This window comes from Microbacterium sp. CFBP 8794 (assembly GCF_014841235.1).
Classification (GTDB): Bacteria; Actinomycetota; Actinomycetes; order Actinomycetales; family Microbacteriaceae; genus Microbacterium.
Map to the genome: position 1 here is coordinate 509,013 of NZ_JACYTT010000002.1, position 22,881 is coordinate 531,893.

22 protein-coding genes are annotated in these 22,881 nt (G+C 70.8%); 6 read left to right on the forward strand and 16 right to left on the reverse strand.

Annotated elements, in window-relative coordinates:
* The first annotated feature begins 13 nt into the window (after positions 1-13).
* Positions 14-652 (forward strand): lipoyl(octanoyl) transferase LipB, encoded by a 639-nt coding sequence (gene lipB, locus IFU19_RS06275; RefSeq protein ID WP_055836639.1) that lies wholly within the window; start codon positions 14-16, stop codon positions 650-652.
* Positions 649-1,683, forward strand: coding sequence for a lipoyl synthase (gene lipA / locus IFU19_RS06280; protein WP_192013216.1), 1,035 nt, complete (start codon positions 649-651; stop codon positions 1,681-1,683). Before lipB ends, lipA begins: the two co-directional genes overlap by 4 nt.
* Positions 1,684-1,803: 120 nt before the next feature.
* Here lipA and IFU19_RS06285 read toward each other — a convergent pair whose 3' ends face one another.
* The 3 genes from IFU19_RS06285 to smc form a co-directional block, all read right to left on the reverse strand.
* Positions 1,804-2,304, reverse strand: coding sequence for a DUF2004 domain-containing protein (locus IFU19_RS06285; protein ID WP_055939821.1), 501 nt, complete (start codon positions 2,302-2,304; stop codon positions 1,804-1,806).
* A 77-nt stretch (positions 2,305-2,381) separates the two neighbouring features.
* Entirely contained in the window at positions 2,382-3,254 is an 873-nt protein-coding gene (gene ftsY / locus IFU19_RS06290; RefSeq protein WP_055836633.1) for a signal recognition particle-docking protein FtsY, read from the reverse strand.
* 4 nt (positions 3,255-3,258) lie between these two features.
* Positions 3,259-6,777, reverse strand: a complete 3,519-nt coding sequence (smc, locus tag IFU19_RS06295; RefSeq protein ID WP_192013217.1) for a chromosome segregation protein SMC — start codon at positions 6,775-6,777, stop codon at positions 3,259-3,261.
* A 460-nt stretch (positions 6,778-7,237) separates the two neighbouring features.
* On the opposite strand from smc, the gene IFU19_RS06300 reads away from it, so the two are divergent.
* Positions 7,238-7,504, forward strand: coding sequence for a hypothetical protein (locus IFU19_RS06300; RefSeq protein ID WP_070409772.1), 267 nt, complete (start codon positions 7,238-7,240; stop codon positions 7,502-7,504).
* A 71-nt stretch (positions 7,505-7,575) separates the two neighbouring features.
* Positions 7,576-8,658: a GNAT family N-acetyltransferase gene (locus tag IFU19_RS06305; protein WP_192013218.1), complete on the forward strand. Its 1,083-nt coding sequence runs from the start codon at positions 7,576-7,578 to the stop codon at positions 8,656-8,658.
* Between the two features lie 75 nt (positions 8,659-8,733).
* On the opposite strand, the gene mutM is transcribed toward IFU19_RS06305, so the two are convergent.
* The 6 genes from mutM to IFU19_RS06335 form a co-directional block, all read right to left on the reverse strand.
* Positions 8,734-9,624, reverse strand: a complete 891-nt coding sequence (mutM, locus tag IFU19_RS06310; protein ID WP_192013219.1) for a bifunctional DNA-formamidopyrimidine glycosylase/DNA-(apurinic or apyrimidinic site) lyase — start codon at positions 9,622-9,624, stop codon at positions 8,734-8,736.
* Positions 9,617-10,309, reverse strand: coding sequence for a ribonuclease III (gene rnc / locus IFU19_RS06315; RefSeq protein WP_191914945.1), 693 nt, complete (start codon positions 10,307-10,309; stop codon positions 9,617-9,619). The genes mutM and rnc overlap by 8 nt, the downstream gene beginning before the upstream one ends.
* Before the next feature lie 52 nt (positions 10,310-10,361).
* Complete coding sequence (rpmF, locus tag IFU19_RS06320) at positions 10,362-10,571, reverse strand: 50S ribosomal protein L32 (protein ID WP_055836618.1); 210 nt, start codon at positions 10,569-10,571, stop codon at positions 10,362-10,364.
* A gap of 2 nt (positions 10,572-10,573) precedes the next feature.
* On the reverse strand, positions 10,574-11,068 hold the full coding sequence (locus IFU19_RS06325; RefSeq protein ID WP_055836614.1) for a YceD family protein: 495 nt from the start codon (positions 11,066-11,068) through the stop codon (positions 10,574-10,576).
* Positions 11,069-11,215: 147 nt separating this feature from the next.
* Complete coding sequence (coaD, locus tag IFU19_RS06330) at positions 11,216-11,713, reverse strand: pantetheine-phosphate adenylyltransferase (protein WP_055836612.1); 498 nt, start codon at positions 11,711-11,713, stop codon at positions 11,216-11,218.
* A gap of 42 nt (positions 11,714-11,755) precedes the next feature.
* Positions 11,756-13,936, reverse strand: coding sequence for an ATP-dependent DNA helicase RecG (locus IFU19_RS06335; protein ID WP_192013220.1), 2,181 nt, complete (start codon positions 13,934-13,936; stop codon positions 11,756-11,758).
* A gap of 99 nt (positions 13,937-14,035) precedes the next feature.
* Between IFU19_RS06335 and IFU19_RS06340 the strand changes: the two genes are divergently transcribed.
* The gene (locus IFU19_RS06340) at positions 14,036-14,599 is read left to right on the forward strand and encodes an RsmD family RNA methyltransferase (RefSeq protein ID WP_192013221.1); all 564 of its coding nucleotides are present in this window, start codon (positions 14,036-14,038) and stop codon (positions 14,597-14,599) included.
* 84 nt (positions 14,600-14,683) lie between these two features.
* Here IFU19_RS06340 and thiL read toward each other — a convergent pair whose 3' ends face one another.
* Complete coding sequence (gene thiL, locus IFU19_RS06345) at positions 14,684-15,688, reverse strand: thiamine-phosphate kinase (RefSeq protein WP_192013222.1); 1,005 nt, start codon at positions 15,686-15,688, stop codon at positions 14,684-14,686.
* Positions 15,689-15,713: 25 nt separating this feature from the next.
* On the opposite strand from thiL, the gene IFU19_RS06350 reads away from it, so the two are divergent.
* The gene (locus IFU19_RS06350; RefSeq protein WP_055836600.1) at positions 15,714-16,217 is read left to right on the forward strand and encodes a DUF3515 family protein; all 504 of its coding nucleotides are present in this window, start codon (positions 15,714-15,716) and stop codon (positions 16,215-16,217) included.
* A 72-nt stretch (positions 16,218-16,289) separates the two neighbouring features.
* On the opposite strand, the gene IFU19_RS06355 is transcribed toward IFU19_RS06350, so the two are convergent.
* The 6 genes from IFU19_RS06355 to leuC all read right to left on the reverse strand — a co-directional run bounded on the left by IFU19_RS06355 (position 16,290) and on the right by leuC (position 22,708).
* Entirely contained in the window at positions 16,290-17,375 is a 1,086-nt protein-coding gene (locus IFU19_RS06355) for a D-alanine--D-alanine ligase family protein (RefSeq protein WP_070409768.1), read from the reverse strand.
* Positions 17,275-18,417 carry an NAD(P)H-dependent glycerol-3-phosphate dehydrogenase gene (locus tag IFU19_RS06360; protein ID WP_055836593.1) on the reverse strand — a complete coding sequence of 381 codons (1,143 nt, stop codon included), beginning with the start codon at positions 18,415-18,417 and terminating at the stop codon, positions 17,275-17,277. Before IFU19_RS06360 ends, IFU19_RS06355 begins: the two co-directional genes overlap by 101 nt.
* Entirely contained in the window at positions 18,407-19,147 is a 741-nt protein-coding gene (locus IFU19_RS06365) for a lysophospholipid acyltransferase family protein (protein WP_082509674.1), read from the reverse strand. The genes IFU19_RS06360 and IFU19_RS06365 overlap by 11 nt, the downstream gene beginning before the upstream one ends.
* A gap of 5 nt (positions 19,148-19,152) precedes the next feature.
* Positions 19,153-20,526: a UDP-N-acetylglucosamine 1-carboxyvinyltransferase gene (gene murA, locus IFU19_RS06370; protein ID WP_055836587.1), complete on the reverse strand. Its 1,374-nt coding sequence runs from the start codon at positions 20,524-20,526 to the stop codon at positions 19,153-19,155.
* Positions 20,527-20,589: 63 nt separating this feature from the next.
* Positions 20,590-21,186: a 3-isopropylmalate dehydratase small subunit gene (gene leuD / locus IFU19_RS06375; protein WP_055836584.1), complete on the reverse strand. Its 597-nt coding sequence runs from the start codon at positions 21,184-21,186 to the stop codon at positions 20,590-20,592.
* 1 nt (position 21,187) lies between these two features.
* Positions 21,188-22,708 carry a 3-isopropylmalate dehydratase large subunit gene (gene leuC / locus IFU19_RS06380; protein WP_249405353.1) on the reverse strand — a complete coding sequence of 507 codons (1,521 nt, stop codon included), beginning with the start codon at positions 22,706-22,708 and terminating at the stop codon, positions 21,188-21,190.
* Positions 22,709-22,881: the final 173 nt, after the last annotated feature.

Sequence of the window (22,881 nt, forward strand, 5' to 3'; positions counted from 1 at the left end):
TTGGGAGCGGTCGATGATCGACATCCACCACGCGGGGCTCTCCCCGCACTACGTGCCCTATCTCGACGGCTGGGCCCACCAGCGGGCGATCCACGCGGACGTGGTCGCCGGCACCCGGCCCGACACCCTGCTGCTCCTCGAACACGAGGCCGTCTACACGGCCGGCAAGCGCACCGAGGCCCACGAGCGGCCCGACGACGGCACCCCGGTCGTCGACGTCGACCGCGGGGGAAAGATCACCTGGCACGGACCGGGCCAACTGGTGGGCTACCCCATCGTGCGTCTGCCCGAGCCGATCGACGTGGTCGCCCACGTGCGGCGACTAGAAGCACTGCTCATCTCGGCTCTCACCGAGCACGGGGTCGACGGCTTCCGCATCGAGGGACGCAGCGGCGTCTGGGTCCGACGCCCCCTCGGCGTCGACAAGGTCGCGGCGATCGGAGTCCGCGTCGAAAGAGGTGCGACCATGCACGGCTTCGCCGTCAACTGCGACAACTCCCTCGCCGGCTTCCGGCGCATCGTCCCGTGCGGGATCTCGGATGCCGGGGTCACGACCGTGAGCGAGGTGATCGGCCGCGACGTCTCTCCCGCCGATCTCGCCCCGGCGATCGAGCGCGCGTTCCGCGCCGAGTACGCGGCGGTGGCCGCGTGAGCGCCTGCGGAACCGGAGCGACCGGGGCCCCGGCATCCACCGCTCCGAACGGACGCAGGCTCCTGCGTCTCGAGGTGCGCAACGCCGAGACCCCGATCGAGCGCAAGCCCGAGTGGATCAAGACCAAGGCCCGGATGGGGCCCGAGTACACGGCGCTTCAGAACCTCGTGAAGACCGAGGAACTGCACACGGTGTGTCAGGAGGCCGGCTGCCCCAACATCTTCGAGTGCTGGGAGGACCGCGAGGCGACCTTCCTCATCGGCGGTTCCCAGTGCACGCGGCGCTGCGACTTCTGCCAGATCGACACGGGCAAGCCCGCCGACTACGACACCGACGAACCGCGCCGTGTCGCCGAGAGCGTGACGCGGATGCAGCTGCGCTACGCCACCGTCACGGGCGTCGCCCGCGACGACCTGCCCGACGAGGGCGCGTGGCTGCACGCCGAGACCGTGCGGCGCATCCACGCCGAGAACCCGGGCACGGGTGTCGAGATCCTGGCCACCGACTTCTCGGGCAACATCTCGCACCTCGACGAGGTCTTCTCGTCGCGGCCCGAGGTGTTCGCGCACAACGTCGAGACGGTGCCCCGCATCTTCAAGCGCATCCGTCCCGCGTTCCGGTACGAGCGCTCGCTCGGCGTGCTGACCGCCGCGCGCGAGGCCGGCCTCATCACCAAGTCGAACCTCATCCTCGGGATGGGCGAGGAGCCCGCGGAGGTCGTGCAGGCGCTCGAAGACCTGCGCGCGGCCGGCACCGACATCATCACCATCACGCAGTACCTGCGCCCCACGCCCCGGCACCTTCCCGTGCAGCGCTGGGTGAAGCCCGCCGAGTTCGTGGAGTTCAAGCAAGAGGCCGAGCGCATCGGCTTCCTGGGCGTGCTCGCCGGGCCCCTGGTGCGCTCGTCGTACCGCGCGGGGCGCCTGTGGGCGCAGTCGATGGTGTCGATGGGCCGCGAGATCCCGCCGCACCTCGCCCACCTCGCGAAGGACATCGCCGCCGCCGACGCCGGTTTCGCGCAGGCCGTCTGACGCGGTTCGTCGGCGGGAGCGACTCGTCCGCTCCCGCGCGCACGGAGGCATCCGTCGTTCTCGCACGTCCGCGCCGGCATCCACCCGCTTCGCGAGCCCCGACGGTCTCGGGGTCGGGCCTCAGTCGGCGCTGGTGACCGACTGCACCTGACCGTCGGAGCCCAGGTTCACCAGCAGGGCATCGTCGGTAGCGTCGGGGTCGAGGGCGTACTCGAGCACCGCGAAGGGGTCGGCTCCCCCGTGCTCGTCGGCGAGGATCGTCATGCTCATCAGCTGCAGCGCCTTGATGACGTCGATGTGCGTGTCGCCGGTCACGTCGGTGAGGAAGTCCTCGAGCTCGTCACCCAGGGTGGCCTGCTGCTGCAGGATGTACTCCGTCACCTCGCTCGTGCGGGTGTCGAGCTCGTTCACCATGGCGTTGCGCGCCACGAGGTCGATCGCCTCGAGCGTGGAGATGAGCGAGGCCGCGACGTCGAGCGCGTCGACCGAGACGTCGTCCTGGTCGGGGGCGGTCAGGTCGACCGTGACGCTCTGATCGCCGAACTCCACGTTCTCCGACCAGAAGATCGAACCGTCGGGACCCGACTCGAGGAGTCCGAAGAAATCGTGCTCGATGGCCATGAGTCCATGTAAGCAGTCAGCCCCGACTTCGGGAAGGCGACCCGCCTGGGGCGCCGACTGCGATAAGGGTCCCGCGGTCAGTCGACGAGCGAGGCCGCGAACACGTGCGGGGTGAAACCGGTCAGGTCGTTGATGCCCTCGCCCTGGCCGAGCAGCTTGACGGGGATGCCGGTGAGTTCCTGCACGGCGAGCACGAAGCCGCCCTTCGCCGACCCGTCGAGCTTGGTGAGCACGAGGCCGGTTACCCCGGCACTGTCGAGGAAGGCCTGCGCCTGCATCAGTCCGTTCTGGCCGGTCGTGGCATCCAGCACCAGGAGGACCTCGCTGATGGGCGCCTGCTTCTCGACGACGCGTTTGATCTTGCCGAGCTCGTCCATGAGCCCGCCCTTGGTGTGCAGGCGCCCCGCGGTGTCGATGAGCACGATCTCGGTGCCGGTCTCTTTCGCGTGGGCGACGGTCTGGAAGGCGACGGATGCCGGGTCCTGACCCTCGTGCTGCGGGCGCACGATCGTCGCACCGCCGCGCTCGGCCCAGGTGGCCAGCTGGTCGACGGCTGCCGCGCGGAACGTGTCGGCGGCACCCACCACGACCGTCCGGCCGTAGCGCTGCAGGAACTTCGCGAACTTGCCGATCGTGGTCGTCTTGCCGACGCCGTTCACCCCGACCACGAGCACCACGGCCGGCCGCTCGGTGAGTCGCAGGGTGGTGTCGAACTTCGCGAAGTGCTCCTCGAGCGTCTCTCGCAGCATGCGCTGCAGATCGCGCGGGTCGGTCGTGCGGAAGCGCTCGACCTTCTCGCGCAGCTCGTCGATGAGGCGCTCGGTCACGTCGGGGCCGAAGTCGGCGGTCAACAGCGCCGTCTCGAGGTCGTCCCACGTCGTCTCGTCGATCGTGGGTTTGACGAAGAGTCCGCGCAGCGCGCGACCCAGCGACCAGGAGTTCTCAGCCATTGCTTCAGCTTACGGGGGCGGCTTCGCCCCGCGCCGCGGCGCGATCGCCCACGCGCTGTCCGACCACGGCCGACACGCCGTCCTGACGCATCGAGACCCCGTAGAGGGCGTCGGCGATCTCCATCGTGCGCTTCTGGTGGGTGATGACGATGAGCTGGCTGCTCGCGCGGAGCTTCTCGAACACCCCCAGCAGGCGACCGAGGTTGGCGTCGTCGAGCGCCGCCTCGACCTCATCGAGGATGTAGAAGGGGCTGGGTCGCGCGGTGAAGATCGAGGTCAGGAACGCGACGGCCGCCAGCGAGCGCTCCCCGCCCGACAGCAGCGACAGCCGCTCGATCTTCTTGCCGACCGGGCGCACCGACACCTCGATGCCGGTGGTGAGCGGATTGTCGGGGTCGGTCAACGAGATGCTCCCCGCACCGCCCGGGAACAGGATGGGGAAGATCTCGCCGAAGGCGACCCGCGTGTCCTCGAAGGCCGCGACGAAGATCGTCTGCATGCGGTCGTCGAGCTCGGCGATGATCGTCTGCAGGTCGGCGCGCGTCTGCTGCAGGTCGGCGAGCTGCTCGGTCAGGAACGCGTGCCGCTGCTCGAGGGCCGCGAACTCCTCGAGGGCGAGGGGGTTCACCCGTCCCAGCTGGCCGAGCTTGCGTTCGGCTTCCTGCAGACGCTTCTTCTGCGCCGCGCGGTCGAAGGGCACGCCGTCACCGTCGCCCTCGCCGGGAACGACCTGGTCGGGACCGTATTCCGAAACGAGAATGCTCTCGTCGAGCGCGAGCTCCGAGTGCACGCGTTCGAGAAGGCTGGTGATGTGCAGCTTCTGCTCGTGCATCTGCAGCTCGAGACCGTGGACGCTCTCGGTGAGACGCGCCAGGCGCTCGCGCACCCCGCTCTCCTCCGCGCGCGCTCGGCTCAACTGCTCGGTCACGGCCGTTCGGGCCGACTCCGCGGCGGCGAGCTCGACGCGCGCCTCGCTCACCGATCGATCCACGGAGTCGAGCACCGCCGGGAGGTGCCCGGCGACCTCGGCGGCGATCTCGCGCTGCGCGCGACGGATGACCGTGCGTCGCGCCGCCTCGTCGGCCGCCGCGCGCTCTCGCTCCCGCTGCTGCTCGAGCTGCACGATGCGGGCCTCGCCCGCGCGCACCCGCTCGCGGAGCGTCTCGATGTCGAGTCGCGCCCGCATCTCCCCCTCGCGCGCCGCCTCAACCTCGGCGAGGAATCCGTCGCGCGCCGACACGTCGAGGATGGGGCGGGGCGTCTCCTGGGCACGGCGCAGCGCCTCCTCGGCGACGCGGGCGGTGGCCTCTGCCTCGGCGACGGCGGCCTCGGTCTGCGCGAGTCCGGCCGCCAGACGTTCGCACTCCGCCACGGCGGCCTCATGCCGCACCGTCACGCGGTTCACCTTCTCGGCGTGCGCCGCCAGCGCGGCGTCGTGCGCGCGCAGGGTCGACAGCGCGTCTTTGGTGCGTTGACGCGCCTCGCTCTGGTGACGCTGCTCGTCGCCGAGCGCCTCGCGCAGCGAATCGGCGATCACGACGATCTCGTCGAGTCGCTCGCTCGCGGCGGCGCGTTCGGCCGCGAGCTCGAGGCGCGAACCGCCCGCTCCCGAACCGGCGCGCAGGGTGCGCGCGGTCAGCACTTCCCCGGTGCGGGTCACCAGGGTGATGTCGTCGGCGAGCGAGGGCAGAGCCGACCGAGCGGCCGCCAGGTCGTCCACGACGACCACCCGCGACAGGATGGCGCTCACCCCGGACGAGGCCGTGACGACCTGTGCGGCGGGCACCCCGCCCGCCACCGTCGGCGAGGGGTCCGAGACGGCGGCATCGGCGATCGCGATCTCGACGAGCCCCAGATCGGACTCGGCGGCCGTCCGGGCAGCGGCGAACGCCGCGTCGATGTCGTCGACGAGCAGACCCTCCGCGAGGGTGCCGAGGGCGGCGGCGATCGCCGCCTCGAAGCCGGCCGTCACCCGCACGTCGTCTCCGACGAGCCCCCGGATGCCGGTGCCCCCGGCCGCGATCAGTTCGGCCGCGGCGTTGCGCACGTCCAGCGCGCGTCCGAGCGCGGCCGTCTGCGCCGACAGCGCGTCGCGCTCGCGCTCGGCCGCGTGCAGGCGTTCCCGCAGCGCCGCCACCTGCGTCTCGGCGTCGTTCGCGTCGCGCTGGGCGCGCTCGTACGCCGTGGCGTGTTCGACGGTGGACGCTTCGGGCACGACGTCGGGATCGAGCGCCGCCCGCGCCTCTTCCGCTTCGGCGCGCCGGGCGAGCGCGGCCTCGAGCGCACGCTGCTGACGCTCCACGCCCGCGCGCACCGCGGTGAGGGCCGAGTGGGCGGCATCCGCGGCTCCGCGCAGGGTGGTGAGGCGCATGTCGTGCTCGGACACCAGCGCGCTCTGCGCGGAGATCTCGGTGTCGAGGGCGTCGAGCTCGGCGCGAGCCCGCGCCACGGCCCGTGCGGCATCCGCGGCGGCGTCGTGCGCGTCTCCGAGACCGGCCGCGATGTCGTCGATCTCGGCGCGGACGTCGTCGATCATGGTCTGCGTCACCGTGGGGGCGAACCCCGCGCCGTCGGCGTCGTCGTCAGCGAGCAGCGTCAGACGCTGACCGGCCAGGCTGTAGAGCCCGCGCAGACGCTCCTGCACCTGCTCGAGCGCGAAGGCGACGCTGCGCGCACGGTCGACCGCCTCGGAACGCTGGTCGTTCTCGAGCCGCTCCACCCGCTGACGCAGCCCATCGGCCTGCTCCTGCAAGCCCAGGCGTTCGGTGTGCCGCTCGCTCTCGGCGCGGGCGGCGTCGGCGAGCTGCCCGCGCAGGCGCACCAGTTCGTCGGCGTACAGCCGGGCTTTCGCATCGCGCACGACCGCCGCGATCGTCGCGGCCTCGCGTGCGACCTCGGCCTGCTTGCCGAGCGGCTTCAGTTGGCGTCGCAGCTCCCCCGCGAGGTCGCTGAGACGGGTGAGGTTGGTCTCCATGGCCTCGAGCTTGCGCGCGGTCTTCTCTTTGCGACGGCGGTGCTTGAGGATCCCCGCCGCCTCTTCGATGAACCCGCGCCGATCCTCGGCCGTCGCCTGCAGAACGGTGTCGAGGCGGCCCTGGCCGATGATGACGTGCATCTCGCGGCCCAGGCCCGAGTCGCTCAGCAGCTCCTGCACGTCGAGAAGTCGGCACGTCTGTCCGTTGATGGCGTATTCGCTCGCGCCGGTGCGGAACAGCGTGCGGCTGATCGTCACTTCGCTGTAGTCGATGGGCAGGGCGCCGTCGCTGTTGTCGATCGTCAGGTGCACCTCGGCGCGCCCGAGGGGTCCACGCGTGGACGTTCCGGCGAAGATGACGTCTTCCATCTTGCCGCCGCGGAGCGTCTTCGCTCCCTGCTCGCCCATCACCCAGGCGAGGGCGTCGACGACGTTGGATTTCCCCGATCCGTTCGGCCCGACGATGCAGGTGACGCCGGGTTCGAGGGCGAAGGTCGTGGACGAGGCGAAGGACTTGAAGCCCTTGAGCGTCACGCTCTTGAGGTGCATGTCACCCCGCCTTCCCGCGATCGAGTACGGCCTCACGGTACCCGAGATTCCGCGGGATTCCGCGGCGCCAAGCCGCGCACCGTCGTCGCGACGCGCCCGGCGGGCACGCCAATCTGGACGAACGCTTGACATTCGCGCGCACACCTCGCTAGCGTCGGTGGTCGCAACCGACGACGAAAGGAGGTCCTCCCATGATTCGCACTCTCACCGGCTTCACCGCCACCGGCTTCATCGCCGTTCCCGTGCTCTCCGCACCGTTCACCGGAGTGACCACCGCCGTCGGAATGCCCTCCCGCCAGGGTTGACCCGGCCCACGGGGTTGTCACCTCGCGTCGAGACGCCGTCCGTCTCCGCTTCCCGTGCCGCATCCCTCGGATGCCGTGCACCCGATCCTCTGGATCCCTCCGTGCGAGCTCGGCTCGCGCGATTCTTTCCGCTCTTCTCTTCTCGGAGCCTCCGCATGAGCACTCTGCCCACGCGCGCGCCGCACTCTGCATCTGCCGCGCCCGCCCCTCTCACCATCCCCGTCACCGACCACCCGGTCGGCCGCCTCGACCGACTGACCCTGCGTCTCGGCCTCTGGCTGCTGACCCGTCACGCCGCCCGGATCCACGCGATCGAGCGGCGTGCCGCCGCCGCCCACCGGGCACGGCAGCACGACGCCCAGCGCACCCAGCGCGAACGCGACTGGTATCGCGCCGCCGCGCTGCAGCGTCCGCCGGCCTGACCCGGCAGTGCCGTCCCCTCGGGGGCGGCACTGCTCGCCCCCTTCTCCCCCGTAAGAAAGACACACACGACATGACTTCGCTCCCCGCCGGCCTCGAGCTGCGCCCCCTGCACGTGCCGATCTCGATCGATGCCCCCGATGCCGCCGACTTCCGCGAGATGGCCCGGGTGCGGAACCTCGTCTACGCCGAGATCTCCGGACACGACGACAACTCCATGCCCGCCGACGAGCTGCTGCCGGCGTATCAGCCCGACCCCGCTCAGGTGCGTTACTGCTGGTTGGCCGTGCTCGACGGTGAGGTCGTGGGCCGTGCCTCACTCGACCTGCCGCAGGAAGAGGGGGCGCGCACCGGGTTCTGGCTCGTGGAGCTCCGACGCTCCGCCTGGAACCGCGGCATCGGCCGCGCCGCCTTCGCCCTGATCGAGCGCACCGCGCGCGAGCATCACCGCACCGTGCTGCAGGCCTGGGCCGAGCACCCCGAGACCGACGGACCGCGGCTGGACGCACCGACCGGATTCGGCTCCGTCCCGCGCGACCACGCGGCGCGCTTCTTCCTGGCCTCGGGGAGCACCCTCGAGCAGGTCATGCGCGTCAGCAGCCTCGACCTCGCCGACGCCGCACCGCGGGTGCGGGACCTCCTCGACGAGGCCGAGCGCGCGGCCCGCGGCTATCGCGTCGTGCAGTGGGCGCTCCCGACCCCCGACGAGTTCGTCGAGTCCTTCGCCGCGATGAAGTCCCGCATGGTCACCGACGCCCCCTCGGCCGACCTCGAGTTCGACGAGGAGGTGTGGGATGCCGCACGCGTCCGCCGCTTCGAGGCGACTTACCTCGACGCCGGTCGCCACATGCTCATCACCGCCGCGCAGCACGTGGACTCCGGGGAGCTGGCGGCGTTCACCGAACTCGTCATCGGCAAGGACCGCTCGGCGATGTCGCATCAGGAGGACACCCTTGTCACGGCGCCCCACCGCGGCCACCGCCTGGGGATGCTGGTGAAGTGCGCCGCCCTGCAGGCCTGGCGCGAGATCGCCCCCGACTCTCCGCGAGTGATGACGTACAACGCCGAAGAGAACCGCCCGATGCTGTCGATCAACGAGCGCATCGGGTTCGTTCCGGTCGCCTACGAGGGCGTGTGGAAGAAGGTGCTCGCCTGACATCCGCCCGACCGGGAGAGGTTCCCGCGTGTCCAGCGAACCGCGGCGCGCGGGAACCGGGCGCCGGCGGGTCGCTCACCGCACGCGCTGGCAGTACGGACAGAAGTGGCTCGAGCGGTTCATGAACGACACGCGCACGATCGGGCGCCCGCATCGCGGGCACGGTTGCCCGGTGCGGCCGTAGGCGTTGAGCGAGTGCGCGAAGTACCCGGCCTGCCCGTTCACGTTGACGTACTGCGCGTCGAAGCTCGTGCCGCCCTCGGCGAGGGCCTTCTCGAGCACGGCCTGCACCTCGGCCAGCAGACGGTTCACGGCACGGGTCGGCAGAGCCGACGCCGCGGTCTCGGGGTGGATGCGCGCGGCCCACAGCGACTCGTCGGCGTAGATGTTGCCGATGCCGCTGGCCACGGTCTGATCCAGCAGCACGCGCTTGATGCCCGACGCGGTGCGCGCCAGACGCGCGCGGAAGCGATCGGCGCGGAAGGCGGGGTCGAGGGGATCGCGGGCGATGTGGGCCACCTGCGTCGGCACCCGAGCGAGGTCGGATCCACGCCCCGCCGCGGCGCCGTCGGCGGTGTCCACGAGGGTGTCGACCGCGAGCGACCCGAACGTGCGCTGATCGGCGAAGACCACCGACAACGGCCCGTGCACGGGGTGCTCGAGCTCGATGCGGATGCGCTCGTGGCGCTCCTCGGGTGCCCCGGGAACACGCAGCAGCATCTGACCGCTCATGCCCAGGTGGGTGACGACGGCCTCGGCGTCGGAGACCGGCATCCACAGGAATTTGCCCCGGCGCACCGCCGACGAGATGCGGCGACCTGTGAGCTCGGCTTCGAAGTGCGCGGCTCCCCCGGTGTGCCGGGTGAGAGCGCGCTCGTCGCGCACGTCGACCGACGCGATGACGGCGCCGGTGACCGCGGGTTCGAGTCCCGCGCGGACGACCTCGACCTCGGGGAGTTCAGGCACGCGCGTCGAGTTCGCGCCAGGCGGTGAGGGCGGCGGCCATCTCCGCCTGCTTCTTGCTCGACCCGGCACCCGTGGTCACGACCTCGCCGACGGTCACGGTGGCCGTGAAGCGGCGATCGTGGTCGGGCCCGGTCGCCTCGACGCCGTAGACGGGAGCCGGAAGCCCCAGCCGCGCAGCGATCTCTTGCAGGCTGGTCTTCGGGTCCATCGCCGCGCCGTAGCGTTCGGGGTCGGCGAAGAGCGGTTCGACCAGGCGCAGGACCATGTCGGTGGCGGCATCCGGTCCCGCCGAGAGGAACGTCGCCCCGATCACGGCTTCCATCGTGTCGGCGAGGATCGAATCCTTGTCACGACCGCCGGTCAGGATCTCGCCCCGGCCGAGCCGCACGTGATCGCCGAGGCCGATGGTGCGCGCCACCTCGGCGAGGGCCACGGTCGACACGACGCTCGCGCGCCGTTTGGCGAGGCTTCCCTCGTCGAGATCCGGATGCCGGGAGAACAGCCGCACGGTCACGGCTTGGCCCAGCACCGAGTCGCCGAGGAACTCGAGACGTTCGTTGTGCGGGATGGCGCCGTTCTCGTAAGCGAACGAGCGGTGGGTCAGGGCAAGCGAGAGAAGCTCGGGGTCGATGTCGACCCCGAGCTTCTCGGTGAGCGCTGAGCGCCCGACGGTGTTTCGCGTCACGGTGTTTCGCGTCACAGTGTTCCGCGTCGCAGTGTCTCGTCGCGGGCGACGATCAGACGTCGGCGACCTTGCGGCCCTTGTACTCCATGAAGAGTTCGGTGCCCTGCGAGTCGGTGACGACCTTGGCCTGGTGGGGGCGGCTGTAGACGACCTTGCCGTTCTCGATGGTCTTCACCAGCGGAGTCGGTTCGGCCTTCCACTGCGCGCGGCGCGAGCGGGTGTTCGAGCGGGAGACTTTCCGCTTCGGGGGGTTACCTGCCATGGCTAGCTCTTCTCTGTCTTGGGGGCGGCGCGGAGCGCATCGCCGTCGTCTGGGGTGTACTGCTGGAGCGCAGCCCATCGAGGATCAACGGACGTCTGCTCCGTGTCGCCGGTGCTTTCCGTCAGCCTCTCGCCCGTATTCGGGTCGAGCCCGGGGCAGTCCGGCTGACACACCGGCTGGAACGGAAGCGACAGGACAATCGTGTCCCGGACCAGATTTTCAAGATCCACGTGGTCGTCTTGAACGTCGAAGTCACTCGCTTCGTTCCCAGGATACGTGAAAAGTTCCTGGAACTCGACTTCGACAGGCTCCTCGATGTCGATGAGGCATCGGCCGCACACGCCGGTGGCGGTGGTGTCGACGGTGCCGGACACGAGGATGCCCTCGTGCACCGACTCCAGACGCACCTCGATCTCGAGGGGCTCGGCCTCGGGGATCGAGACGAGTCCTTCACCCCACTTCTCGGGCGCGGGGATGTCGAGGCTGTGCTCGCGCATCTCTCCCGCGTGGTGCTCGATGTCACGTACGGGGAGTTGGAAGGGACCGGGTCGGCGGGTTCTCACGGTCGTCCATGCTACCCGCGCGCCCCTGAACACCGGCCGGATGCCGCGTCGCGACCCGCCGCGGACCGGTGGGACCCGGGGTCAGAGCCCGCGTGCCCCGGTGTCGAGGAAACGGGCCACGGCCGGGGGGACGTACGGCGACACGTCGCCGCCGAGCCCCGCGACCTGTCGCACGAGCGAGCTCGACACGAGCGCGTGCGAGGGATCGGGCAGCAGGAACACCGTCTCGACGTGGGCGAGGTCGCGGTTGACGATCGCCATCGGGGTCTCGTAGGCCACGTCCACCTGCGAACGGATGCCCTTCACGAGAACTCGGGCGCCGACCTCGGTGGCGTAGTCGACCAGGAGCCCCATGCTCCAGGCCGCCACGATGACGTCGCCCTCGATCCCGGCCTCCGAGATCGACTGCTCCAGCAGCGACTGCCGCTGCGCGAGGGGCAGCATCGCCTCTTTGCCCGGATTGTGCACGACCAGCACGTGGAGCTGATCGAACAGCCCCGCCGCGCGGCGGATCACATCGAGGTGACCGAGGGTCGGCGGGTCGAACGAGCCGGGGACGACGGCGATCCGGGGGTTCATGCCGTCAGCCTACCGACGACGCCCCGCACCCGGCCCGCGCCGTCACGACTTCGCGAGCGCCGCCCGCTCCTCCACGCCGACGCGGCGCTCGAGCGCGGCCGCCAAACCGGGATGCCGCTCCAGCGTCGGATCGCCGGCCAGCAGCCGCTCCCCCTCGGCGCGGGCTTCGGTGATGAGATCGGCATCGGTCACCACGCGCAGCAGTCGCAGCGACGAGCGCACGCCCGACTGCGCCCCGCCGAGCACATCGCCCTCGCCCCGCAGCTCGAGATCGACCTCGGCCAGCGCGAAGCCGTCGAGCGTGCTCGCCACGGCCTCGACGCGAGACCGCGACGACGAACCTGGAGACGCCTCGGTGACCAGCAGACACAGGCCCGGCACCCCGCCGCGTCCCACGCGTCCGCGGAGCTGGTGGAGTTGCGACACCCCGAAGCGATCGGCCTCGAGGATCACCATGGTCGAGGCGTTCGGCACGTCGACGCCCACCTCGATCACGGTCGTGGCCACGAGGACGTCGATGTCGCCGCGCGCGAAGGCCTGCATGACCGCGTCCTTCTCGTCGGCCGGCAGCTTGCCGTGCAGGATCTGCACGCGGATGTCCGCGAACGACGGCATACGCGACAGCATCTCTTCGACCTGCACGACGCCCCACCGCGTGCGGCCGCTCTCGGCGGCGGCCGCCGCGGCCGGGGCGTCGGCGGGTTCGTCGGTCTTCTCGTCGGCGGCGAGCTGTTCGGCATCGATGGCCGCGCACACGACGAACGCCTGGCGTCCGAGACGCACCTCTTCGGCCACCCGGTCCCACACCCGCGCGAACCACCCGGGCTTCTCGGCCAGCGGAGCCACGAACGATTGGATGCCGGCACGCCCGGCCGGCATGGTGCGGATGGTCGAGACATCGAGATCGCCGAACACCGTCATGGCGACGGTGCGCGGGATCGGCGTCGCCGTGAGCACGAGCGTGTGCGGCGATTCGCCCTTGGAGCGCAGTGCCTCGCGCTGCTCGACACCGAAGCGATGCTGTTCGTCGACGACGACGAAGCCCAGCTCGGCGAAGGTCGTGCGGGCGCTGAGCAACGCGTGGGTGCCCACGACGATGCGGGCCTGCCCCGAGGCCACCCGGAGGGCGGCCTTGCGGCGCTCGGCGGCGGGCAGCTGGCCGGTGAGCAGGGTCGGCATGAGCTCGGGCGCGAGCTCGGGGCCCAGCATGCGGGCGATGGAGCGCAGGTGCTGAGCGGCGAGCACTTCGGTGGGGGCGATGAGCGCTGACTGCCCGCCCGACTCGGCGACCTGCAGCATCGCGCGCAGGGCGACGAGCGTCTTGCCCGACCCCACCTCGCCCTGCACGAGCCGGTTCATCGGCCAGTCGCCGATCATGTCGGCGGCGATCCGGGCACCCACGCTCTGCTGGTCGGGGGTGAGCTCGAACGGCAGGATCGCGTCGAACCTCTCGAGCAGCCCGCCCGCGGCGGCGGGACGCTTCGTGGCCGACAGGGCCCGCACGAACTGCCGCTGCTGCAGCAGGGCGGTCTGCAGCACGAAGGCCTCGTGCATGCGCAGCGTCGCCACGGCCGGAGCGATGTCGTCGTCGTCTTCGGGCCGGTGGATGTGTTCGAGCGCCGTGCGGGCGTCGACGAGCCCTCGGCGCGCCCGCAGGTCGTCGGGCAGCGGATCGTCGATGTCGCCCACGGCGTCGAGCACGAGCGAGATGGTCTTCTGCACGAGGGGGCTGGGGACCGAGCTGGTGGCCGGGTAGATCGGGATGGGGCGCTTGGCGGTGACCTCGGCTTCGGCCCGGGCTTCGGCGATGTCGTCGAACAGCTCGTAGTCGGGGTTGGTGAGCTGTGTCTGCCGCCGGTACTCGCCGACCTTGCCCGAGAAGATGCCCCGGCGACCCGGGGTGAGCTCTTTCAAGCGCCAGGGCTGATTGAAGAAGGTCAGCGACATGCGCCCGTCGCCGTCGCTGATCACGACCTCGAGCAGGGACCCGCGGCGGTTCTGCATACGCCGCTCGCTCGCGCTCACGACCTCGGCCACGATGGTCACGGGCTCACCGAGCGGCAGCGTCGCGATCGGCGTGAGCTCGCCGCGTCGGGCGTAGCGGCGCGGGTAGTGCTCGAGGAGTTCGCCCACGGTCTTCACGCCGAACGCGCGATCGAACGCGGCCGCCGTCTTGCCGCCGATGACACCGTCGAGACGGGAGGCGAGCGTGAGAGCGGGCATGCTCCGAGTCTAGGGAGAGCCGCCGACACCGTCGTCCGACCCCATCGGCCTCTGTACGCGCGCGCTGTGACCCGCCGCCCCGGAGCCTAGGCTGAGACCGTGACGCGCATCATCTCCGGCCGCGCCGGCGGCACCGTCCTCGACGTCCCCCCGAAGGGCACCCGCCCCACCAGCGACCGCGTCCGCGAGTCGCTGTTCGGTGCGCTGGGGTCGGCGGGGCTGCTCGAAGACGCACGTGTCGCCGACCTGTACGCCGGCTCCGGGGCCCTCGGGCTCGAGAGCCTCAGCCGCGGAGCCGCCTCCGCGGATCTCGTGGAGCTGTCGGCCCCCGCGGCCGCGTTGATCCGAACGAACGCGGACCGCCTGCGCTCGGCCGGGGTGACCGCCCCCGCGCGGGTGCACCGCGCGAACGTGACGACGTTCCTGTCGGCATCCATCGCCGAGTGGGACCTCGTCTTCCTCGACCCGCCCTACGACCTCGGCGACGACGAGCTGACCCGGGCACTGGTCGCTTTGGCGTCCCGTCTGAGCGCGGATGCCACGGTCATCGTCGAGCGGGCCACGCGCTCGACCGCGCCCGACTGGGCGGCCGCCGGCCTCGAGGCCGAGCGCGATCGCTCCTACGGCGACACGACCATGTGGTGGGGCCGACCGACGCTCTGACGCGGGCGTTCCCGGGCTGGTGCGCGGCGTCACCGGTCCTCGCCGACGGCGACACGGCCGACGGGCCCCGGACGACGTCGGTGATCAGCCGCGACCCGCGTTCCAATCGCGGTAGGGATCCCAGCCGGCGCGCCCCGTCCACGCGCGGCCGTCCACCGTGACGGCGTCGGCGCCGCGCGGCACGACGGTTCCCACGCGATGACCGAGCGGCTCGGCATCCGGGGCGAAGGTGACGAGGAAGCCGTGGTCCTCCCCGCCCGCGAGCGCGACGGCCGGGTTCTCGCCCAGGGTGGCGGAGTCGAAGGCCACCGTCACGCCGGAGGCGTCGGCCAAGCGGGTGGCGTCGAGAGCGAGGCCGTCCGACACGTCCATCATCGCCGTCGCCCCCGCGTCGGCCGCACGCAGAGCCTCGGCGAGGGGCGGGCGCGGAGCGAGCTGCCGCGACAGGGCGAGGGCGTCGACGGCGCTGAGCGCGGCGCGCGTGTCGTCGGTGACGGGCAGCGGCGCGCCCTGGGCGTCGGTGAACCGTCCGAACAGCACCTCGAGGCCTCTCGCCGCGAGCCCGAGTTCGCCGATGACGTAGACACCGTCGCCCGCCCGCGCGCCCGATCGGCGCACCGGCTCCCGACCGTCGAGGCTGCCGAGCGCGGTCACCGCGATGGTCAACGTGTCCGAGACCGTGAGGTCGCCGCCCTCGACCGCGCAGCCGGGGGCGAGTTCCGCGCACGCGGCCGCGAGCCCGTCGGCGAATCCGCGCACGAACGAGACCGGCGTCGACTCGGGCATGGCCAAGGCGACGAGCAGGGCGATCGGTCGTGCCCCCATCGCGGCCACGTCGGCGAGGTTCACGGCCGCCGACTTGAACCCCAAGTCGAAGGGCGACGACCACGCCATCCGGAAGTCGGGGCCGTGCACCAGGGTGTCGGTCGTCGCGACCACGCGCCCATCGGGCACCACGAGCACGGCCGCGTCGTCGCCCGGACCCACCGGCGCCGTCGAGGGCGGAAGGCGGTCGAGGATGCCCCGCAGGATCTGCCCCTCGGACAGCTCTCCCACGGTGGTCTCACGGGTGGTCTCGGCGTCGGTCACCCCTCCACGCTATTAGCCTGGAGGGGTGCCCCGCTCAACTCGGACCCTCGCGCTCCTCGCCGCCGTCGCCCTGATCCCGGGGCTCGCGGCGTGCAGCACGACCGTGCCGATGCAGCCCGCGAAGCTCGCCAACGACGCCGCGTGCGCCGAGGTCGTCTCGCGTCTGCCGGCCTCGATCTCGGGGCAGGACCGCCGCTGGACCGATGCGCAGGCGACCGGCGCCTGGGGCGACCCGGCCGCGATCCTCATGACCTGCGGCCTCGAAGCCCCCGGCCCCTCGACACTGCCGTGCCGCTCGTTCGACGGCGTGGACTGGATCGTCGACGAGTCGCAGGCCGACCAGAACCGGTACACCCTGACGACGTTCGGGCGTCAGCCCGCCGTTCAGGTCTTCCTCGACTACGACATCGCGAGCAGTGGCGACGTCGCCCAGGCGCTGGGCCCGCTCATCCGCCAGTACCTGCCCGCCACCGGTTCGGTGTGCACCTCGGTGTCGGACGCAACTCCCGCGCCGACCCCGACGCCCTGAACGGCGCGACCGCGCGCCGCCGCCCGCCGCGCCCCTGTGGGCGACGCTCCGGCCGGTGACCGTCGACGCGGGTCAGGCCCGCTCGAGCGCCGCGTCGAGAAGGTCGCTGATCAGGTCGGGATACGTGAGACCCGAGGCGATCCAGCAGGTGGGGAACATCGAAATCGGGGTGAAGCCCGGCATCGTGTTCACCTCGTTCACGTAGAACTCGGTACCGGTGTAGAAGAAGTCGACGCGCGCGAGGCCCTGCCCGCCGATCGCCTCGAAGGCCTGGGCGGCGATGCGCTGCATCTCGGCGAGCTCACCGTCGCCGAGCTCCGCGGGACACACGAGATCGACGCCGGGGGCATCGAGGTACTTGGCCTCGAAGTCGTAGAACTCGCGCCCCGTGACCACGATCTCTCCGGCGACGCTCACGCGCACCGCTCCCCCGTCTCGCCCGGGCAGCACGCCGCACTCGAGCTCACGCCCGACGATGGTCTGCTCGACGAGCGCGAGGACGTCTTCGGCGAAGGCGGTCTCGAGCGCCGCATCGAGGTCTTCCCAGCGCGACACCTTCGTGACGCCGACGCTCGAGCCGGCCTGGTTCGGCTTCACGAACACCGGAAGGTCGAGAGCGCGCATGCGGCGCTCCCACAGCGCCCGGTCGCGGGCGAGATCGGCGCGCGTGACCGCGACCCACGGCACGACCGGGACGTTCGCCGAGCGCAGCACGCGCTTGGTGACGTTCTTGTTCATCCCGATCGCCGACATGAGCACCCCGGCGCCGGCGTAGGGGATGCCGAGCAGCTCGAGAAGGCCCTGCACCGTTCCGTCTTCGCCGAAGCGGCCGTGGAGGATGGGCAGCACCACGTCGACGTCGCCGAGGGAACGGATGCCATCGGCATCCGTCACCGTCCACTCCCGCGAGAGCGTCGAGTCGGGCATCCGTACGCGGGTGCCGTTGTCGACCACCTGGGGCAGGGCCTCGGGGCGCAGGGCGAACTTGTCGGGATCGTCGTCTTCGAGCACGAAGGCGCCGTCGCGGGTGATCCCGACGGGGATCACCTCGAAACGCTCACGGTCGATCGACCGCAGAACCCCGCCCGCCGTGGCGGAACTGATCGAATGCTCGCTGGAGCGCCCGCCGAAGAGCACCACCACCACCGGTTTGGTCATTCTGCGTCCTCTCGCCCTGCGGCTGATCGTCGTCTGTCGTGAGGTGCGGCGCGATGTCGCGCGGGTCCATGGTGCCGTCGAGCACCATCTTCACCTGCTGCACGATGGGCATGTCGACACCGACCTGCTTCGCCAGCTGCAGCACCGGGGCGACGGAGGCCAGCCCCTCGGCGGTCTGCTGCATCTGCGCGACCACCTCTTTGTAGCCGTATCCCTGACCGAGCAGGCGCCCCGCGGTGTTGTTCCGGCTGAGCGGCGACTGGCACGTCGCGATCAGATCGCCGAGCCCCGCGAGCCCCTGGAGCGTCTCGGGTTGCGCGCCCTGGGCGACCGCGAAGTCGGTCATCTCGACGAGGCCGCGCGTGATGATCGACGCCTTCGTGTTCTCTCCGTAGCCGACGCCGTCGACGATGCCGATGGCGACGGCGATGAGGTTCTTCAGCACTCCGCCGAACTCGGTGCCGATGACGTCGGTGTTGACGAAGGAGCGGAAGTACCGGTTGCGCGCACGACGGGCCACCGCTTCGGCGGTCTCGGGGCTGAGCGAGCTGATGACCGCCGCGGTCGGTTGCTCGCGTGCGATCTCGAGGGCGAGGTTCGGGCCGGATGCCACCGCGATCCGCGCCGGGTCGCACTCGAGCACCTGTGCGATGACCTGGCTCATACGCAGCCCGGTCGTCTTCTCGACGCCCTTCATGAGAGAGACGATGGGCACGTCGGTGTGCTGCACGAGCGGCTTGATGGCGGCGAGGTTCTCGCGCAGCGATTGGCTGGGAACCGAGAGGTAGATCTGCTCGGCGCCGGTGAGCGCCTCGGCGAGGTCGGTGGTCGCCGTCATGGTGCGCGGCAGGTTGATCCCGGCGAGATAGCGGCTGTTGCGCTTCGATTCGGTGATCTCGGCCGCGAGCTCGGCGCGTCGGGCCCACATGACCACCGAGGCTCCCCCGTCGGCCAGGATCTTGCCAAAGGTGGTCCCCCAGCTCCCGGCGCCGACGACGGCGACCTTGGGGCCGGCGAGGGGTGGCGCATTCCTACGGCTCAAGGCGCCCCGTCTCGTTCTGCCCGTGCTGCGACGGGTTCCACCGCTCGGCGGGGGCGGGAAGACCCCGGATGCCGGAGAGCAGGGCCGTGATCCGATTCATCATCGCGTCGGTCGCTCGGGTGAGCGTCGCCGGGTGCGTCGGGGTTGCCCGGTACTCGCTCATGTCCATGGCCGGACCGAACTCCACGATGACGTGCGAACGCCGCGGGAAGCGCAGCTTGCCGTAGCGGGGCAGGATCTGCTGCACGCCCCACTGCGCCATCGGGATGAGCGGCAGGTCGGCGGCGAGGGCCAGGCGCACCGCGCCGGTCTTGCCTCGCATCGGCCACAGGTCGGGGTCGCGCGTGAGCGTGCCCTCGGCGTACACGATGACGCCGCGGCCGTCGCGCGCGATCTGCTCGGCGGCCTTCATCGACTGGTTCGCGCTGGTCGACGCGCGGGGCACGGGCACCATGCCCGTGGCCTTCAGCGCGGCACCCAGCACGGGCACCTTGAAGAGGCTCTCTTTGGCCAGGAACCGGGGAGCCCGACCCAGCCGCCAGACGGCGACCGCAACGATCACGGGATCGAACTCGGAGTTGTGGTTGGGAGCGATCACGTACGCACCCTCACGAGGGAGGTTCTCGGCCCCGCGGATCTCGATCCGCGCGAACAGACCCGTGATCGGGACGATGATCGCCGCGAGCGGCCAGAAGGCGCTCGGGCGGCTCTTCTCGGAGGAAGCGGCCACGCCCGTCACCCCACGACGCGGAAGTCGGCGTCGAGAGCGGTGAGCTTCTCGAGGAACTTCTCGTAGCCGCGGCGGATGATGCCGATGTTGCGCACCGTCGACTCGCCCTCGGCCGCCAGCGCGGCGATGACGTAGCTGTAGCCGCCGCGCAGGTCGGGAACCTCGACGTCGGCCCCGTGCAGGGGCGTCGGGCCGTTGATGACGGCCGCCTGCTCGAGATCGCGACGCGGGACGCGCCGGTCGGCGCTCGAGAGCCCCTTGGGGTGCACGACGATGTCGGCGCCCATCTTGTTGAGGGCCTCGGTGAAACCGAGTCGGTTCTCGTAGACGGTCTCGTGCACGGTGGAGGTTCCCGACGCCTGGGTGAGCGCCACGATGAGCGGCTGCTGCCAGTCGGTCATGAAGCCCGGGTGCACGTCGGTCTCGACCATGACGGGCTTGAGCGACTCGCCACGACGGAACAGGATGCCGTCCTCGCGGACGTCGAACCATCCGCCGGCCTTGCGGAAGACGTTGAGGAAGGTCAGCATGTCCTGCTGGCGGGCGCCCTTGGCGAAGATCTCGCCGTCGGTCGCCAGCGCCGCACACGCCCAGGACGCGGCTTCGTTGCGGTCGAAGATCGCGCGGTGGTCGTAGCCGTCGAGCTTGTCGACGCCCTCGATGAAGATGACGCGGTTGGGCTCGTACGAGATGATCGCGCCCATCTTCTGCAGCACCGCGATGAGATCCATGATCTCGGGCTCGATGGCGGCGTTGCGCAGCTCCGTCACGCCCTTGGCGCGGACCGCGGTGAGCAGCACCTGCTCGGTCGCCCCGACGCTCGGGTACGGCAGCGTGATGTTCGCTCCGTGCAGGCCGTTCGGGGCCGTGATGCGGATGCCCTCGTAGCTCTTGTCGACGACCGCACCGAAGGCGCGGAGCGCGTCCATGTGGAAGTTGATCGGACGGTCGCCGATGCGGCATCCACCGAGGTCGGGAATGAGCGCCTCGCCGAGAAGGTGCAGCAGCGGTCCGCAGAACAGGATCGGGATGCGCGAGGCGCCCGCGTGCGCGTCGATCTCTTCGAAGTGCGCGGCGACCGCGCCCGAGGGATCGAGGTGCAGCGTGCCCTCTTCGTCGCCCTCGGTCACGGTCACGCCGTGCACCTCGAGGAGCGAACGCACGACCTTCACGTCGCTGATCATGGGCACGTCGCGCAGCGTGCTGGTGGTGCCGCCGAGAAGGGCTGCGACCATCGCCTTGGTGACGAGGTTCTTGGCCCCCTTGACCTCGACGGTGCCGCGCAGCGGGCGACCGCCGCGGATCGTGAGGGTCTCGGCCGCTTCCCAGTCGGGCTGTCCGGGGTTCTGATCTGCGGAATCGGTGACGAGTGTGCTCATAGGGGGGTGGACCTCACTTCGTGGACGAGGGGCGGCGAATCGAACCGATCGGGTCGATCGGATTCAGCGGACCGGGAGGGTCCGTGGCCGCCATGCCTCGCGGCGCGCCTCGAACTGCGTGATCTTGTCTTCGTCACGCAGCGTGAGCCCGATGTCGTCGAGCCCTTCGAGAAGCCGCCACCTAGTGTAATCGTCGATCTCGAACGAGACCTGGAGGTCGCCGACCGTGGCGGTCTTGGCCTGCAGATCGACGGTCATCTCGATACCGGGCTGCGCCTCGATGGCGGCCCAGATGCGCTCGACCTCGTTCTCGGTGATCACGCCCGTGACCAGGCCCTGCTTGCCCGAGTTGCCGCGGAAGATGTCGGCGAACTTGGGGCTCAGCACCACCTTGAACCCGTAGTCGCGCAGCGCCCACACGGCGTGTTCGCGGCTCGAGCCGGTGCCGAAGTCGGGACCGGCGACGAGCACGGATGCCGAACGGTAGGCGTCCTGGTTGAGGAGGAACTCGGGATCCTGGCGCCAGTTGGCGAACAGGGCGTCTTCGAAGCCCGTCTTGGTGACGCGCTTGAGGTAGACCGCCGGGATGATCTGGTCGGTGTCGACGGCCGAGCGCTTCAGCGGGGCGGCGACACCGGTGTGGGTGCTGAACTTCTCCATGTCAGGCCTCCGCCCCGGTCGAAACGGTCTCATCGGTGCGGGCGGCACCGCCGGTGATCAGGGTGCCGTCGCTCGCGATCGCGTCGAGGTCGGCGGGGCTCGAGAGCGTGCCACGCACGGCGGTGGCCGCGGCGACGAGCGGCGACACCAGGTGCGTGCGGCCGCCCTTGCCCTGGCGTCCCTCGAAGTTGCGGTTCGAGGTCGAGGCGCAGCGCTCGCCCGGCGCCAGCTGGTCGGGGTTCATGCCGAGGCACATCGAGCACCCGGCGAAGCGCCACTCGGCGCCGAAGTCGACGAAGACCTTGTCGAGGCCCTCGGCCTCGGCCTCGAGGCGCACGCGGGCGGAGCCCGGCACGACCATCACGCGCACGTTCTCCGCCTTGGTGCGGCCCTGGATCACCGAGGCGAAGGCGCGCAGGTCTTCGATGCGGCTGTTGGTGCAGGAGCCCATGAACACGGCATCCACGGGGATGTCCTTCATGGGGGTGCCCGCCGCCAGATCCATGTACTCCAGCGCCCGTTCGGCGGCCGCGCGCTCGTTCGGGTCGATGATGTCGGAGGGGGTCGGCACGACGTCCGACAGCGACACGCCCTGACCGGGGTTCGTGCCCCAGGTGACGAAGGGCTCGAGGCCGGCGGCGTCGAGGAAGACCTCGGCGTCGTACACCGCACCCTCGTCGCTCGGGAGCGTGCGCCAGTACGCGACAGCCTCGTCCCAGTCAGCGCCCTGCGGCGCGTGCGGCTTGTCCTTGACGTAGGCGAAGGTCGTCTCGTCGGGCGCGATCATGCCGGCGCGGGCGCCGGCCTCGATCGACATGTTGCACATCGTCATGCGCCCCTCCATCGAGAGGGACCGGATCGCGCTGCCGCGGAACTCGAGCACGTAGCCCTGGCCGCCGTTGGCGCCGATCTTGGCGATGATCGCGAGGATGATGTCTTTCGCCGTGACGCCCGGGCGCAGGTCGCCCTCGACGGTGATGCCCATCGTCTTGAAGGGCTTGAGCGGAAGCGTCTGCGTGGCGAGAACGTGCTCGACCTCGCTCGTACCGATGCCGAACGCCATCGCCCCGAACGCCCCGTGGGTGGAGGTGTGGGAGTCACCGCAGACGACGGTGACGCCGGGCATGGTGAGGCCGAGCTGCGGGCCCACGACGTGCACGATGCCCTGCTCTTTGTCGCCCAGGGAGTGCAGGCGCACGCCGAACTCGGCCGCGTTGCGACGCAGCGTCTCGATCTGCGTGCGGCTGGTGAGGTCGGCGATCGGCTTGTCGATGTCGAGGGTGGGGGTGTTGTGGTCCTCGGTCGCGATCGTCAGATCGAGCCGGCGCACCGGCCGGCCCTCGGCGCGCAGGCCGTCGAAGGCCTGGGGGCTGGTGACCTCGTGCACGAGGTGCAGGTCGATGTAGATGAGGTCGGGCTGACCGTTCTCGCCCTTGACGACGAGATGGTCGTCCCAGACCTTCTCGGCCAGGGTGCGAGGACGATCCGGAATCCGGATGCCGTCGATCGATGCGCTGCTCATGGTTTGCGTTTCTCCTCGGGAGGGGTGTGAGGCCCGCGACGAACTCCGCGACGAGAAAGGCCTAGAACAAGGTCTCGTCGCGGCCGCTAAGGAGGAGGCCGACGATCCGCACCTCGCCACGATACCACCGGCGACACCGGCACAGCCGTCGCCGCCGGCGTCGATCGCGAGGC

Coding starts and splice junctions, on each gene's coding strand:
- lipB (WP_055836639.1), top strand. CDS start 14: ATGATCGACATCCACCACGCGGGGCTCTCCCCGCACTACGTGCCCTAT.
- IFU19_RS06285 (WP_055939821.1), bottom strand. CDS start 2,304: ATGGCCATCGAGCACGATTTCTTCGGACTCCTCGAGTCGGGTCCCGAC.
- ftsY (WP_055836633.1), bottom strand. CDS start 3,254: ATGGCTGAGAACTCCTGGTCGCTGGGTCGCGCGCTGCGCGGACTCTTC.
- smc (WP_192013217.1), bottom strand. CDS start 6,777: ATGCACCTCAAGAGCGTGACGCTCAAGGGCTTCAAGTCCTTCGCCTCG.
- IFU19_RS06300 (WP_070409772.1), top strand. CDS start 7,238: ATGAGCACTCTGCCCACGCGCGCGCCGCACTCTGCATCTGCCGCGCCC.
- IFU19_RS06305 (WP_192013218.1), top strand. CDS start 7,576: ATGACTTCGCTCCCCGCCGGCCTCGAGCTGCGCCCCCTGCACGTGCCG.
- rpmF (WP_055836618.1), bottom strand. CDS start 10,571: ATGGCAGGTAACCCCCCGAAGCGGAAAGTCTCCCGCTCGAACACCCGC.
- IFU19_RS06325 (WP_055836614.1), bottom strand. CDS start 11,068: ATGCGCGAGCACAGCCTCGACATCCCCGCGCCCGAGAAGTGGGGTGAA.
- coaD (WP_055836612.1), bottom strand. CDS start 11,713: ATGAACCCCCGGATCGCCGTCGTCCCCGGCTCGTTCGACCCGCCGACC.
- IFU19_RS06335 (WP_192013220.1), bottom strand. CDS start 13,936: ATGCCCGCTCTCACGCTCGCCTCCCGTCTCGACGGTGTCATCGGCGGC.
- IFU19_RS06355 (WP_070409768.1), bottom strand. CDS start 17,375: ATGACCAAACCGGTGGTGGTGGTGCTCTTCGGCGGGCGCTCCAGCGAG.
- murA (WP_055836587.1), bottom strand. CDS start 20,526: ATGAGCACACTCGTCACCGATTCCGCAGATCAGAACCCCGGACAGCCC.
- leuD (WP_055836584.1), bottom strand. CDS start 21,186: ATGGAGAAGTTCAGCACCCACACCGGTGTCGCCGCCCCGCTGAAGCGC.
- leuC (WP_249405353.1), bottom strand. CDS start 22,708: ATGAGCAGCGCATCGATCGACGGCATCCGGATTCCGGATCGTCCTCGC.